The organism is Tardiphaga sp. 20_F10_N6_6 (assembly GCF_052076045.1).
GTDB lineage: Bacteria > Pseudomonadota > Alphaproteobacteria > Rhizobiales > Xanthobacteraceae > Tardiphaga > Tardiphaga robiniae.
Genome location: NZ_CP197239.1, coordinates 5003682 through 5017991, shown reverse-complemented (window position 1 = coordinate 5017991; position 14310 = coordinate 5003682). Strand labels below are relative to the sequence as shown.

Sequence of the window (14310 nt, the reverse complement as noted above, 5' to 3'; positions counted from 1 at the left end):
TCGTCTAGCCCCGCGGGGCCAACCCGGCAAGAACGAAGTCGATCATCTGGTCCAGGGTCGGGCCAGGTTTCGTCGCACATTGCGCGATCATCTGCGGGTGAAAGAAGCGCATCATGGCGGTGCAGGCGCACATGGCTGCCAATTCGACGTCCGGAGCCTGAAACTCACCCTTGGCAGCACCGTCCGCGATGACACCGCCGATGGTAACGGTGATACGCTCCATATGAGCAGTGCAGACATCCCAACTCTCTTCCATGGCGATGGCGACCATCTCATGCAGCTTGGCATCGCCGACATAACGTTCGGCATTCATCTCATGGATCGACGTCAGCAGTTCGCGGAGCCGCGCGGCGGCCGGCTGCGGATTTTCAGCAATCGCTCCAGCGGCCTCTTCAACTTCCCCCATCAACCGCTGCGCCACGGCCGAGATGATCGACTTCTTCGAATCGAAGAAGCGATAGACGTTCGCCGGGCTCATCCGGAGCACCTTGGCGATATCAGCCACGGTGGTCTTCTGGTAGCCGATTTCACGAAACAGCTTTTCCGCGACCACAACGATGCGGCCCCGCATATCGGCTTCGACGTGTTCAGAAATCAGAGTCATCTCGGAGTGCAGTCTTCAGTTATTCGGCAGCAAGCGGAAAGGCCTGTTGCTTGTCGTGATGGCGCGGTGCGTGATGATCCACATCCTCACCCGATCCGCGTTCATCCAGACTCTTGCGAAACCATAGGGCATAGAGACCCGGGAGATACAACAACGTCAAGAACGTCGCCACAAACAATCCACCCATGATAGTGACCGCCATCGGCCCCCAGAAGGCCGAGCGCGACAGCGGGATCATCGCCAAAATGGCCGCCAGCGCCGTCAAGATGACCGGACGCGCACGGCGCACGGTCGCCTCGACGATGGCTTCGCGGCGGGTCAGGCCGTGCCGCACGTCGGTTTCGATCTGATCCACCAGAATAACGGCGTTGCGCATGATCATACCCGCCAGCGCGATCAGGCCTAGCAGTGCCACGAAGCCGAACGGCTTGTTGGCGACGTTCAGCGCCAACGAGGCGCCGACGATGCCGAGCGGCGCCGTCAGGAACACCAGGATCAGGCGCGAGAAGCTCTGCAACTGCACCATCAGCAGCGTCAGCATGATGATCATCATCAGCGGAAACAGCACGGCGATCGAGGCATTGCCCTTGCTGGATTCTTCCACCGCGCCGCCGATCTCAATGCGATAGGCCGGCTGCAGGCTGTCGCGGATCTGCTGCAACTGCGGCCAGATCTGGTTGGTGACATCCGGGGGCTGCACGCCATCGACGACGTCGCCGCGCACGGTGATCGCCATGTCGCGGTTACGGCGCCAGAGGATCGGCTCCTCATGGGCGTATTCGATCTTCGCCACCTGCGACAGCGGCACCGGAACGCCGTTGCGCGAGATGATGGTGAGATCGCCCACACGGCCGAGATCGAGGCGTTCCGACGGCACGGCCCGGGCAACGACACCCACTTTCTCGATACCGTCACGCACGTTCGTGACCGACGCGCCGGAGATCAGCATCGCCAGGGATTGTGACAACTCCTGCGGCGTCAGGCCGAGGGCGCGGGCGCGATCCTGGTCGACCACCAGCCTGAGGGAAGGCGTCTGTTCGTTCCAGTCGAGCTGCGGATCGACCATATTTTTGTTAGCGCGCATTACTTCGCGCACCCTGTAGGCTATATCCCGCACGGTCGCGGTATCCGGCCCGATGACGCGGAACTGGACGGGGAAACCGACCGGCGGACCGAAATTGAAGCGATCGACGCGCACGCGTGCTTCCGGCAGCTGGCCATCGGCGACGGCCTTCTCGATCTTGGACTTGATGCGCTCGCGTGCCTCGACATCCTTGGACACGATCACGATCTCGGCGAAGGCCTCATTCGGGAGCTGCGGATTGAGGCCGAGCCAGAAGCGCGGCGAGCCGCGGCCGACATAGGCCGTATAGGTGGCGATGTCCTTGTCGTCCTTGAGCAGCTTCTCGGCGTCCTTGACCGCCTTTTCGGTAACGCCAAAGGCCGTGCCTTCCGGCAGGCGCAGCTGCAGGAACAGTTCGGGACGTTCCGACAACGGGAAGAACTGCTGCTGGACATGGCCGAAACCGACGATGGCAGCGATGAAGATACCGACGGTGGCAGCCACCACCTTGATGCGGTGCGTGACGCACCACTGCACGACGCTGCGCAACCCACGATAGATGCGCGTCTCATAGACCGCATGCGGATCGTGATTGGCCTTTCCGTGGGCAGCAAAGTTCGGCAGCAGCTTGACGCCGATATAGGGTGTGAAGATCACCGCGACGAACCACGAGGCGATCAACGATATCGCCACAACCCAGAAAATGCCGCCGGCATATTCGCCCACTGCGGAATTCGCAAAGCCGATCGGCAGGAAGCCGACCGCTGTAATGAGCGTACCGGTGAGCATCGGGAATGCCGTGGACTCCCAGGCGAAGGAGGCCGCGCGCACGCGGTCCCAGCCCTGCTCCATCTTCACCACCATCATCTCGACTGCGATAATGGCGTCATCGACCAGTAGGCCGAGCGCGATAATCAACGCACCTAGCGTAATACGGTGCAGGTCCATACCCATCGCATTCATGACCATGAAGACGATACCGAGCACCAGCGGCACCGAGAGCGCCACCACAATGCCGGTGCGCCAGCCGAGTGCCAGGAAGCTGACGAACAGCACGATGCCCAACGCCTCGATGAACGAGTGCGTGAATTCCCCAACGGCATGTTCGACCACCAGCGGCTGATCGGCGATCTGCTCGACATTGACGCCCTGCGGGACGGCGACCATGAACTCGTTCTTGGCCTTTTCGACGTCCTTGCCGAGTTCAAGAATGTTGGCGCCGTTGGCCGTGACCACGCCGATGCCGAGCGCGTATTGACCCTTCTGCCGGACCTTGAAATCCGGCGGATCGACGAAGCCATGGCTGACCGTCGCGATATCGCCGAGGCGGAACGTGCGCCCGTTGCTCTCGACGGGCGTCTCCGCCACCGTCTTCACGCCGTCGAGCGCACCGGTGACGCGCAGCGGTACGCGCTGCGACGAGGTTTCCACCGTACCGGCCGGCTGGATCGCGTTCTGCTTGGCGAGAGAATCGAACAGCGTCTGCGGCGTGATGCCGAGCGTCGCCAGCTTGGCGTGAGAAAATTCGACGAAAATGCGCTCGTCCTGCGTACCGTAGAGATTGACCTTGGTGACGCCTTTCACCTTCAGCAGGCGCTGGCGCAGGCCTTCGGCGACCACTTTCAACTGTTTGAAGTCGGCACCGTCGCCGGTCATCATATAGAGAATGGAATCGACGTCGCTGAACTCGTCATTGACCGTCGGCCCGACCAGATTGGCGGGCAGACTGCCCTGCACGTCCGCGAGCTTCTTGCGCAGCAGATAGAACAGGAACGGCACGTCCTTGGCCGGCGCATTGTCCTTGAACGTGACCTGCAGCGCCGTGAAGTTCGGCTTCGAATAGGTCTGCACCTTGTCGAAGTAAGGCAGCTCCTGCATCTTTTTCTCGATGGGATCTGCAACCTGCTCCTGCATTTCCTTGGCGGTCGCGCCCGGCCAGATTGCCGTGACGTTGACGACTTTCACCGTGAAGGACGGATCTTCGGCACGGCCCAGCTTCTCGTATGAGAAGAAGCCGCCGACGCCGAGCGCGATGATCAAAAACAGGATCAGCGCGGGATGAGCGACGGCCCAGGCGGAGAGGTTGAAGCGATGCATCGGCTTCGTCCTTTGAATGCGAGCGTCTTAAAACGACAATGCGGAGACGACGTGAACCTTCAGCGCCGGGTCGAGCTTCTGCACGCCCAGCGTCACGATCTTGGCACCTTCATCGACGCCACCTGAGATGATGACGTCGTTGCTCTCATAGGACTTCACCTTGACCGGCTGCAGCGCGACGTCGCCCGATGCGCTCACAACATAGAGCGAAGGGTTGTTGCCCTGGCTGAACAGCGCCGAGAGCGGTACGCGCGCAACGCGTTCGGTGGCGGGATCGGAGAGCGTCAGCGTCGCCGTCATGCCGAGCGACACCTTGTCGTCGGCCTCGGGCAGCGAGAACTTGGCGAGATAAGTGCGCGTCGCGGTGTCGGCATTGGGCGCCAGTTCACGCAGCTTGGCGGCATATTGCTTGCCGGGCTCGGACCACAGCGTCACACTGGCTTTGCCTTCCTTGGCGCGGCCAACCAGCGTTTCCGGAATGGAAACCACCGCCTCCTTCTCGCCGAAACGCGCGACACGGATGGCGGCTTGCCCTGCGGCGACGACCTGACCGGCATCGATCAGCGTCGCGGTGACAACGCCGCGGGTGTCGGCGATCAGCGTCGCATAAGAGAGGCTGTTCTTGGTGAGTTCGACCGAGCGTTCGGCGCGATTGAGACGCGCCCGGGCTTCGTCGCCCGTGGCTTTGGCCTGATCGAGCTGTGCCTGGGTGGACCAGCCCTTGGCGCGCAATTCGGTGGCGCGGCCCTCGGCTGCAGTGGCATTGGCCAGCACGCCCGTGGATGCGTTGAGTTCGGCGACCGCCTGCTCGGCCTGCAGCTTCAGATCGACCTCATCGAGCGTAGCCAGCGGCTGGCCGATCTCGACGTTCTGCCCGACCTCAACAAGGCGCTTGGCGACCTTGCCGGTCACCCGGAAGCCCATATCGGTCTCGATCCGCGGGCGGATGGTGCCGACGAAGCTGCGCTGCGGCGATTCCGGCTCGTAATGCACAGTCGCGACCAGCACGGGGCGGGTTGGCTTGGCCTCAGCCTCGGTTTTCTTGCCGCAGCCGGCCAGAGCAAGGGCCGGGATCAGCAGGAGCGCAGCGGCGAATGGCTTGCGGGAAGCGCTGACTTTGGTGTGGCCGGGCATCACGAGCGTCCTTCGAATGAATGTTCGAAGGGAACTTAGGCGTGATCACTGACGAATGTCAATATTCGTCAGTGATCACGATTTCGCCAGATTGCCGCACCGCATCACGGCCTTATTTCACCCGTGCCGGTTTGCCGGTAGCTGCGAACTCCGTTGCTGTCCCGTGATTGCCGACCAGCACAAGGATTCCGGCTACCAGCGGCATGGCCGCCAGGACCAGAAGCCCGGTCGAGGTGCTGCCGGTCAATTCCTTGACCCAGCCGATCAGATAGGGACCGCCGAAGCCCGCAAGATTGCCGATCGAATTGATCAACGCGATGGCGCCGGCCGCCGCCGTGCCGCTCAGCCACGCCGTCGGCAGCGTCCAGAACAGTGCGAAGGTGCAGAACACGCCGATCGCAGCGACCGTCAGCGCGACCATGGTCAGGGTCGGATTGGTGGAGATGCCGGACAGCGCGAGCGCCACGGCGGTCAGCAGCAGCGGCAGGCCGACATGCCAGACGCGTTCGCGGGTCTTGTCGGAATGCTGCGCCCACAGCACCATGGCAATGGAGCCGAACAGATAGGGGATCGCGGTGACGAAACCGGTCTGCAGGTTGGTGAAGCCGAACGCCTTCACGATCTGCGGCAGCCAGAACTGCATGCCATAAAGCGCGCCGACAAAGCCGAAATAGACCACGCTCAGCATCAGCACCTTCGGCGACGACAGCGCCTGCCCCAGCGTCATGCCATGGGCGCTCTCCTTGGCAAGGCGCTCGCCTTCAAGCTTGTCGGACAGCCACATCTTCTGGTCGGGCGTCAGCCATTCGGCCTTTTCAGGCTTGTCGGTGAGATAGAACCAGGTGACGACGCCGAGAATGACCGAAGGAATGCCTTCGATGATGAACAACCACTGCCAGCCCTTCAGGCCCATGACACCGTCGAGCCCCAGCAGCATGCCGGAGATCGGCGCGCCAATCACCGTGGATACGGGCACCGCGATCGCGAAGGCGGCGAGGAAACGCGCGCGATATTCTGCCGGAAACCAGTAAGTGAGATAGAGGATAATGCCGGGGAAGAAGCCGGCCTCAGCGACACCGAGCAGAAAGCGCAGCGTGTAGAAGCTCCACGGGCCACTGACGATCGCCATCAGCGCGGAGATGATGCCCCAGCTCACCATAATGCGCGCGATCCAGCGGCTGGCGCCGAATTTCTCCAGCGCGATATTGCTGGGAACTTCAAAAATGAAATAGCCGATGAAGAAGATGCCGGCGCCCCACGCAAAAACGGTGGGCGAGAAATTCAGCTCGGCATTCATGGTGAGCGCGGCGAAGCCAAGATTGACGCGGTCGAGATAGGCCAGGAAATAAGCCAGCACCAGAAACGGGATCAGCCGCCAGGAAATGGCGCGGATGGTTGAGGCTTCGATGTCGGATTTCGCGCTGCGCGTGGCGCGCGCGCCGACGGCGGTCTGGCTCATGGTTCACTCCCGGTCGCTTGTTGTCGGCGACGGCCTCTGCGGGCCGCGCTGTCATGTCGCACGGTTTAGCGAAAGACCCGGGGAGCGGCAATGTCTGTGCAGAGCAGCAATCAGCTCAGCGCAGCACCTGCGTGAACAGCACCTGCGCGAAGCGCTCAATCGGTGCCGGGCTGCGTTCGGCTTTCGACAGCAGGTTGGCGCCCTGCAGCGAGGAGACGATGAAACCCGCAACCTCCGCGCATTTGAAGTCGGCCGGCAGCTCGCCGGCTTTCACCGCGGAGGTCAGGCATTCAGCAATACTCCGCTGAACATCGGCGAAGATCGTCAGCAGCCGGTCGCGAATGAGGTCGCTGTGGTCGCTGGCTTCTGCCGTGAAGTTGCCGAACAGGCAGCCATTGCACATCTGGTCTTCGGTGAGCCGGGCCACGTTGGCATCGATATAGGCGCGCAACCGCGCCAGTGGCGACAGGCCTTCATTGCGCAGCGTCTGCGCCATCAGCTCGCGGCCCTTCGCGAAATAGAGATCGATGATCTCGAGGCCGAATTCTTCCTTGGAGGTAAAGTGGTTGGTGAAGGTGCCCTGCGGCACGCCGGCGGCATGCACGATGTCGCGAACACTGGCCCCCGCATAGCCGCGCGCATGCACGACCGCGAGGCCTGCGGTGAGAATCCTGTCGCGATTCGAGAGCTTCGCCATGGGCTTAATATGGTTGCACCGGGCGCCGGATCAAGCGACGGCCACGCATAGCCACAAGGCGTTCGGGCCTTGTCCGGCCCTCGGCGTCTAACCCTGCCCGTAGCGTCGGGCCGCCTCGACAGTCAGACCCTTGCCGACGGCCCCGAACGTGTCGCCATCGATGGCGCGGGCGGCCGGCAGGGCCGCCGTGATCGCCTTGCGGACATGGGCGAGCTGCACCGAACCGCCGGTCAGGAACACCGCATCGATCGCTTCGGGCTTCAATCCGGCCTGGTTCAGGCAGATCTTGATCCGAGCGGTGATCCGATCGGCAAGCAATTGGGTATGGCTGACGAGTTCCTTGCGGGCGACGCCGGCCGCAAGGCCAGGCTCGATCCAGTCCAGCGCGATGCTCGATTTCGGCTTGTCGGACAGGCCAATCTTGGCGCCCTCGACTTCCATGGCCAGTGTGTGGCCGCGCTGCTCGTCCAGTACGCGCACGAGACGGTCCAGCAGCTCCGGCTGCTGTGCCTCATAGCGCACCTGTTTCACCTCATTCATGACCTTGGAATCGTACATCCGGTTGATGCTCGACCAGGTCGCCAGATCGTGGAAATAGCCTGACGGCACATCGAGCCCCGCGCGCTTCATTGCCGAGCGATAGCCGAGCAGCGGCATGATCACGCCGAGGCTGAGATGTCTGTCGAAATCGGTACCGCCGATGCGCACGCCGTCATTGGCGAGAATGTCGTCCTTGCGATCGGCAAGACGGTGCCGCTCGGGCGAAAGGCGCACGATGGAGAAATCCGACGTGCCGCCGCCGATATCGGCGATCAGCGCGATCTCCTCCGAATTGATCTGGCGCTCGTAATCCAGCGCCGCGGCAATCGGCTCGAACTGGAACGTGACGTCCTCGAAGCCGACGTCTTTCGCGATGGCGCGCAGCGTAGCTTCGGCCTTGGCATCGCCCGCCGGATTGTCATCGACGAAATGGACGGGACGGCCATGGACGACTTGGCGGAGTTCAAGCCCTGTGGCCTGTTCCGCGCGCCGCTTCACCGCACCGAGATAATAGGCGATGACATTGCGGAAGCTGACGCGTTCGCGGCCGACGCGCGTCGTCTCGTCGATCAGCGACGTGCCAAGCACGGATTTAAGGCTGCGCATCAGGCGGCCAGGCGCCCCCTCGACATAGGCTTCGATCGCTTTGCGGCCGATGAAGGCGCCGGTATCGGCCTTGTAAAAGATCGCACTCGGAATTGTGACATGATAGTCTTCGAGCGCCGCCAGCACCGGAACATCATTGATGACCGTGCCGAGCGTCGTGTTCGACGTCCCAAAATCCAGACCACAAACCGACATTGCCGCTCCCGAAAGGAACGTCCGTCTACACAGTTCGCAGGCCGCGATCTAGCATTATATTTTTGCACAGCCGGACTGTCATGAAGCGCATCGAACACTGCAATTTTCGAAGCAAAACAACGCGATCCACAGAACAATCGACTGCATCCGCCGGGGTTGATGAATCGTGCGGCATCGGTCCATAAGCGGTTTGCGACGGCGGTATGACCCGCCACGGAATTTCGAAGGAATCTCTACGCGTGGCAAACATCAATCAGAAGATCGCAGACGAACTTGGCGTGCGCGAACAGCAAGTCGCCGCGACGGTAGAACTGCTCAACGGCGGCGCGACGGTGCCGTTCGTGGCGCGTTACCGCAAGGAAATCACCGGCGGTCTCGATGACGCGCAACTGCGCACGCTGGAAGAGCGCCTGACCTATCTGCGCGAACTCGAAGAACGCCGTCTCGTGATTCTGGAATCGGTGCGCGAACAGGGTAAGCTCGACGCTGCGCTCGAAACGGCGATCATGACCGCCGACACCAAAGGCCGTCTCGAGGACATCTATCTGCCGTTCAAACCGAAGCGCCGCACGAAGGCCGAGATCGCCAAGGAAGCCGGCCTTGAACCGCTATCGGAACTGCTGCTCACCGAGCCGCAGAACGATCCGAAGAAAGTTGCCGAAGCCTTCGTCAATGCCGAAAAGAACGTCGCCGATGTCGCCGCTGCACTCGACGGCGCGCGCGCCATTCTTGTCGAGCGCTTCGCCGAAGATGCCGATCTGATCGGCGCGCTGCGCGAGCAGATGTGGTCGAACGGCCTGATGGCCTCGACCGTGCGCACCGGCAAGAAGACCGAAGGCGAGAAGTTCAAGGATTATTTCGACTTCAGCGAGCCGCTGCACAAGCTGCCGTCGCATCGCATTCTCGCGCTGTTCCGCGGCGAGAAAGAAGAGATCCTCGATCTCGCGATGCAGCCCGAGCCGGTGCCGGCCACGCCTGCTCCGACAACGACACCCAGCTCCTATGAGCTGAAGATCATGAACCGCTTCGGCGTTTCCGATCAGGGCCGCCCCGGCGACAAGTGGCTGACCGAAACCACGCGCTGGGCCTGGCGCACCAAGATCCAGGTGCATCTCAACATCGACCTGCGCATGCGGCTGTGGACTGCGGCCGAAGAAGAAGGCGTCCGCGTGTTCGCCTCCAATTTGCGCGATCTCCTGCTCGCAGCGCCTGCCGGCGCGCGCGTCACCATGGGTCTCGATCCCGGTTTCCGTTCGGGTGTGAAGACCGCGATTATCGACGCCACCGGCAAGGTGGTAGCAACGACCACGATCTATCCGCATGAGCCGCAGCGCCAGTGGGATGCGTCGCTCGCCATGCTCGGCAAGCTCGCCGTCCAGCACAAGGTCGATCTGATCGCCATCGGCAACGGGACGGCCTCGCGCGAGACCGACAAGCTGGCGATGGAGCTGGTGAAGCTGCTGCCGGATTTGAAGATGTCGAAGATCGTGGTGTCGGAAGCCGGCGCCTCGGTCTATTCGGCCTCGGCCTTCGCTTCTGAAGAACTGCCCGAGCTCGACGTGACGCTGCGCGGTGCGGTTTCCATCGCCCGCCGCCTGCAGGATCCGCTGGCCGAACTGGTGAAGATCGATCCCAAGGCGATCGGCGTCGGCCAGTATCAGCACGACCTCGGCGAGAGCAAACTGGCGCGGTCGCTCGATGCCGTCGTGGAAGACTGCGTGAACGGCGTCGGCGTCGATGTGAATACCGCATCGGCGCCGCTGCTGGCGCGCGTGTCGGGCATCGGAACCGGATTGGCACAGAGCATCGTGCAGCACCGCGACGCCAACGGCCCGTTCAAGTCACGCAAGGCGCTCAAGGAAGTGCCGCGGCTTGGCCCGAAGGCATTCGAACAATGTGCCGGCTTCCTGCGCATCAATGACGGCGAGGATCCGCTCGACAAGTCCGGCGTGCATCCGGAAGCCTATCCGCTGGTGCGCAAGATTCTTGAGGCCACCAAGAGCGACATCAAGGCGCTGATCGGCAATGCCGAGATCCTGCGCAAGGTGCAGCCGAAGACCTTCGTCGACGACACCTTCGGCCTGCCGACCGTCACCGACATCCTGAAAGAACTCGAAAAACCCGGCCGCGACCCCCGCCCTGCCTTCAAGGCTGCGGTGTTCATGGAAGGTGTCGAGAAGCTCAGCGATCTCAAGCCCGGCATGGTGCTCGAAGGCACTGTGACCAACGTCGCTGCCTTCGGCGCCTTCGTCGATGTCGGCGTGCATCAGGATGGTCTGGTGCACATCTCGGCGATGTCCAAGACCTTCATCAAGGATCCGCGCGAGGTCGTGAAGTCAGGCGACATCGTCAAGGTGAAGGTGCTGGAAGTCGAAGTCGCTCGCAAGCGCATCGCGCTAACGCTGCGCATGGATGATCCTGTCGGCGCCAAGGCCGATCGTCCGCAAGCCGATCGCGGCCCTCGCTTCAACGAACGCCAGATGACATCGCGTGCTCCGGCGAAGCAGGAGAGCAGTGGCGGTGGTGCATTTGCAGAGGCACTGCGCCGCGCGGCCGAGAAGGGCGCGGGGAAGGCGAAGTAACTCTCCCCGTCATTGCGATCGAAGCGAAGCAATCCAGAAGCCAAAAGCGAAGTCTGGATTGCTTCGTCGCAAATGCTCCTCGCAATGACGGCTGTTAGGCCTGCGCCCTCCCCAACTCCACAGCCAACTGCAGAATATCTTCATCGCAGTCCCGCACGCCCATGATCGACAACCCGATCGGGCAATCATCGAGCCTGGCGACAGGCAGTGAGACCTGCGGCGTGCCGGCATGGCCGGACACACAGAGCAGTTCGATCGCGCGGGCGCGGAACACGTCGAGCGTCGCATCCGGTGTGTTGCGCAGCGGCGCAATGCCCGGCGCGGTCGGCAGCAGCAACACCGTATCGGTCGGCAGCAGCGACAGCACGCGTTCAACGATGACTTTTCGCATGGCCCGCGCAGCCGCGATCTCGGCGGGATCGAGAACCGCCGCAGCCGCGAAGCGATCCTTCACGCCGGGGCCGAGCTTCGGCTGGGTCGCCTTGATCCACTCACCCTGCACGGCCCAGGCTTCTTCCGACTGGACCACACGGAACGTATTGCGCCAGGCATTGAGTGCACCGCTTGCGACATCCACGTCTTCACTCGCGCCGACCAGCGCCTTGATGCGATCGACTGACGGCTGCAGCAGGTTGCGAACCTTCTCATCGACCGCGCCGAACAGATCGCTTGCGATCAGAACCTTCTTCATCCGGCGCGGGGCACGCGCCTTGTCGAGCAGCACTTTGCCGATCTCGACCATCAATTCGGGCGTGCGCGCAAACCAGCCGACAGTGTCGTAACTCGGCGCCAGCGGCACGGCACCATCGAGCGGGATGCGACCATGCGTGGTGCGAATGCCGTAGACGCCGCAATAGCTGGCGGGCAAACGCACCGAACCGCCGGTGTCGGAGCCGATGGCGAAGTCGACCAGCGCACCAGCGGTCGCTGCAGCGGAACCACTGGACGAGCCACCGGGAATGCGGCCGGGCGCAGCGGGATTGATCGGCGTGCCATAATGCGCGTTCTCGCCGTTGAGGCTCCAGGCCAGTTCATCCGTATGCGTCTTGCCGACGAGCTTCGCACCGGCATTCAACAAGCGATCCACGATCGGCGTCGACTTTGTTGGCACCGGATGTGTCGCTAGCCATTCCGGGCTGCCGGCGCCGGTCGGCACATTGGCGAGATCGAAGAAATCCTTCAGCGCAAAGGTGAGACCCGCGAGAGGCCCCTCTGTCGTGGTCTGCACTTCGATGTGGCCATGATCCACAAAGGCGTTGAGCGTGTCATTGATCGGCATCGAAGTCTCCGTACGACAAAAGGACGCCCGCTTCAGTGGGGCTTGAGCAGACTCGCAGCCGGCCTGATGAAGGTCCTGATGCCGTTCTTGAAACCGAACAGCGGCTGCGCGATCTCGCATACCGCCTCTGCCTTGGTCTCGCAATCGAGCACCACGAGATCGGCGGGATTGCCGACGGCAATGCCGTAGTGCTTCAGGTTGAGCAGCGCCGCCGGTGCGGACGTCACTAGGTCGAGACATCCGGCAAGGTCGTCCATGGCGCCGACCTGCATCACATTGGCATAGAGATTGATCATGCGGATCAGCGAGACATCGCCGAACGGCGTGAACGGATTCAGCACGTTGTTGGTGGAGATATTGGCGTTGACGCCGAGCGCACGGAGCTTGTGCGCCGAGGTGACGCCGCGCGGCACATTGTGATCGTAATCGCGGCCAGTGAGGAACAGGTCGGTCGCCGGCAACACCGTGACCGCGACGCCGGCATCGGCGAGCCGTTTCGCGGCCGCCTCGAAATCCGCTGGCGGCATCGCCGACAGCTTTGTGGCATGACCGATGGCCACGCGGCCGCCCCAGCCCGTGGCCTCCGTCATGCGGCAGACCTCTTCGTAGTCCGACCGCGTTGGATCGAGATCGAAATCGAGGTGGAAATCGATATCGACGCCAAACTCCTGCGCCATGCCGAAGATTTTCGCGATCTGGCCGTTCGAATCCTTGTCGATATAGGGCACGCCGCCGATCAGATCGGCGCCTTCCTTCATCGCTTGCAACAGGATCTCCTCGCAGCCGGGATCATCCAGCAGACCCTCCTGCGGAAACACGCAGAGCTGCAGATCGATCGCCCAGGCGTAATCCTGCTTCAACTTCTTCAGCGCGCGGAAACTGGTCAACCCGATACGCGGATCGACCTCCACATGCGTGCGCATGCGGTTGGTGCCGTGCTTGATCGCTTTCTCCAGCGTCAGCGATGCGCGTGCATAGACGTCCTCTTCGGTGAAGTCGCGTTTGGCCCGGGAGACTTCGCTGATCACCTCCGCAAGCGTACCCTTCGCGCAATTGCAGCGGCCGAGGAGACAGGATTTGTCGAGATGGATATGCGTCTCCACAAAGCCCGGCACGAGCAGCCGGCCGCCGACATCCTGATCCGGCGCCACGCCGCGCGGCAGGCCGATCTCGATGGCCTCGAACCGCCCGCCGCGAATGCCGATATCCACCGGGCCATCAGGCCGGTCGGCAATGCGCGCGTTGCGCAGGATGAGATCGAAGGTCATGGGAGGACTCCTGAAGAGGCCACGCCACCGAGCGGGACGTAGCGAAAGCATATGGGCGGGCAAGCAATGCATGTGCCAAGGCGCATGCGATTCAATATCTTATTAACTATCTGAAAATACGACAATATCTTCAAATCTTGCTTCAAGGAACGCCCAATAATGAGGCGCGCCACACAAGAATTGTATACGATCTGATGCATCTACCGAATACAATTCGGGCACCGGTTTTGCTATGATGGCGCCAGCATCTGTCCGCAGGAGAAACCCGATGTCGCAATCCCCCACCGCGCTTGCGCCCGTCACCGATGAAACCGCCCAGGCTGCCGACCTCGTCGAGCGGTTTCTCGTCGCCTCCATGGTGCCGGACCCGGAAACCGCCGGCACCTTCATGTCGGCCGACGTCGCGATCACCTTCACCGGCGGTCGCAAGTTCAAGCATCCGCGCGATGCCACAGCGTTCAACGCGATGCGCTACAAATGGGTGAAGAAGAAGATGGAGCGCACCGACGTATCGCCGGGGAATGGCGAGACCATCGTCTACAATACCGGAACGCTCTATGGCGAATGGCATGACGGCACGCCGTTCGAAGGCAATCGCTATGTCGATCGCTTCGTCGTGCGGGACGGCAAGATCGTGAGGATGGATGTCTGGAACGACAGCGCCGAGCGCATTCTCATACGCATGGATATCGAAGCGTAGCGTAAACACGGCGGCTTGATCGCCGCCGGCATTCAGCACCTTGAAATGTCGACGATCTGGCACCCGGTTTGCATACAGAATGCAAG

Annotated in this window: 10 protein-coding genes; 2 read left to right on the top strand and 8 right to left on the bottom strand. The window is 62.2% G+C overall.

The window, feature by feature from the left end:
- Window positions 1-4 precede the first annotated feature (4 nt).
- From AB7813_RS24000 to AB7813_RS23975, 6 genes are all read right to left on the bottom strand, one after another.
- Entirely contained in the window at window positions 5-604 is a 600-nt protein-coding gene (locus AB7813_RS24000; RefSeq protein ID WP_441228562.1) for a TetR/AcrR family transcriptional regulator, read from the bottom strand.
- A gap of 19 nt (window positions 605-623) precedes the next feature.
- Window positions 624-3764, bottom strand: a complete 3141-nt coding sequence (locus AB7813_RS23995) for an efflux RND transporter permease subunit (protein WP_441228561.1) — start codon at window positions 3762-3764, stop codon at window positions 624-626.
- 27 nt (window positions 3765-3791) lie between these two features.
- Complete coding sequence (locus AB7813_RS23990) at window positions 3792-4898, bottom strand: efflux RND transporter periplasmic adaptor subunit (protein ID WP_441228560.1); 1107 nt, start codon at window positions 4896-4898, stop codon at window positions 3792-3794.
- Window positions 4899-5010: 112 nt separating this feature from the next.
- Entirely contained in the window at window positions 5011-6357 is a 1347-nt protein-coding gene (locus AB7813_RS23985; RefSeq protein WP_441228559.1) for an MFS transporter, read from the bottom strand.
- 115 nt (window positions 6358-6472) lie between these two features.
- Window positions 6473-7054: a TetR family transcriptional regulator C-terminal domain-containing protein gene (locus tag AB7813_RS23980; protein ID WP_441228558.1), complete on the bottom strand. Its 582-nt coding sequence runs from the start codon at window positions 7052-7054 to the stop codon at window positions 6473-6475.
- An 87-nt stretch (window positions 7055-7141) separates the two neighbouring features.
- Window positions 7142-8395, bottom strand: a complete 1254-nt coding sequence (locus AB7813_RS23975) for an Hsp70 family protein (RefSeq protein ID WP_439057089.1) — start codon at window positions 8393-8395, stop codon at window positions 7142-7144.
- Window positions 8396-8634: 239 nt separating this feature from the next.
- On the opposite strand from AB7813_RS23975, the gene AB7813_RS23970 reads away from it, so the two are divergent.
- Window positions 8635-10977, top strand: coding sequence for a Tex family protein (locus tag AB7813_RS23970; protein WP_441228557.1), 2343 nt, complete (start codon window positions 8635-8637; stop codon window positions 10975-10977).
- A gap of 94 nt (window positions 10978-11071) precedes the next feature.
- Here AB7813_RS23970 and AB7813_RS23965 read toward each other — a convergent pair whose 3' ends face one another.
- Both AB7813_RS23965 and AB7813_RS23960 read right to left on the bottom strand, forming a co-directional pair.
- Window positions 11072-12256: an amidase gene (locus AB7813_RS23965; RefSeq protein ID WP_184513307.1), complete on the bottom strand. Its 1185-nt coding sequence runs from the start codon at window positions 12254-12256 to the stop codon at window positions 11072-11074.
- A gap of 32 nt (window positions 12257-12288) precedes the next feature.
- Window positions 12289-13524, bottom strand: coding sequence for an amidohydrolase family protein (locus tag AB7813_RS23960; RefSeq protein WP_184513306.1), 1236 nt, complete (start codon window positions 13522-13524; stop codon window positions 12289-12291).
- Window positions 13525-13792: 268 nt separating this feature from the next.
- On the opposite strand from AB7813_RS23960, the gene AB7813_RS23955 reads away from it, so the two are divergent.
- On the top strand, window positions 13793-14224 hold the full coding sequence (locus AB7813_RS23955; protein WP_120288325.1) for a nuclear transport factor 2 family protein: 432 nt from the start codon (window positions 13793-13795) through the stop codon (window positions 14222-14224).
- The last annotated feature ends 86 nt before the right edge of the window (window positions 14225-14310 follow it).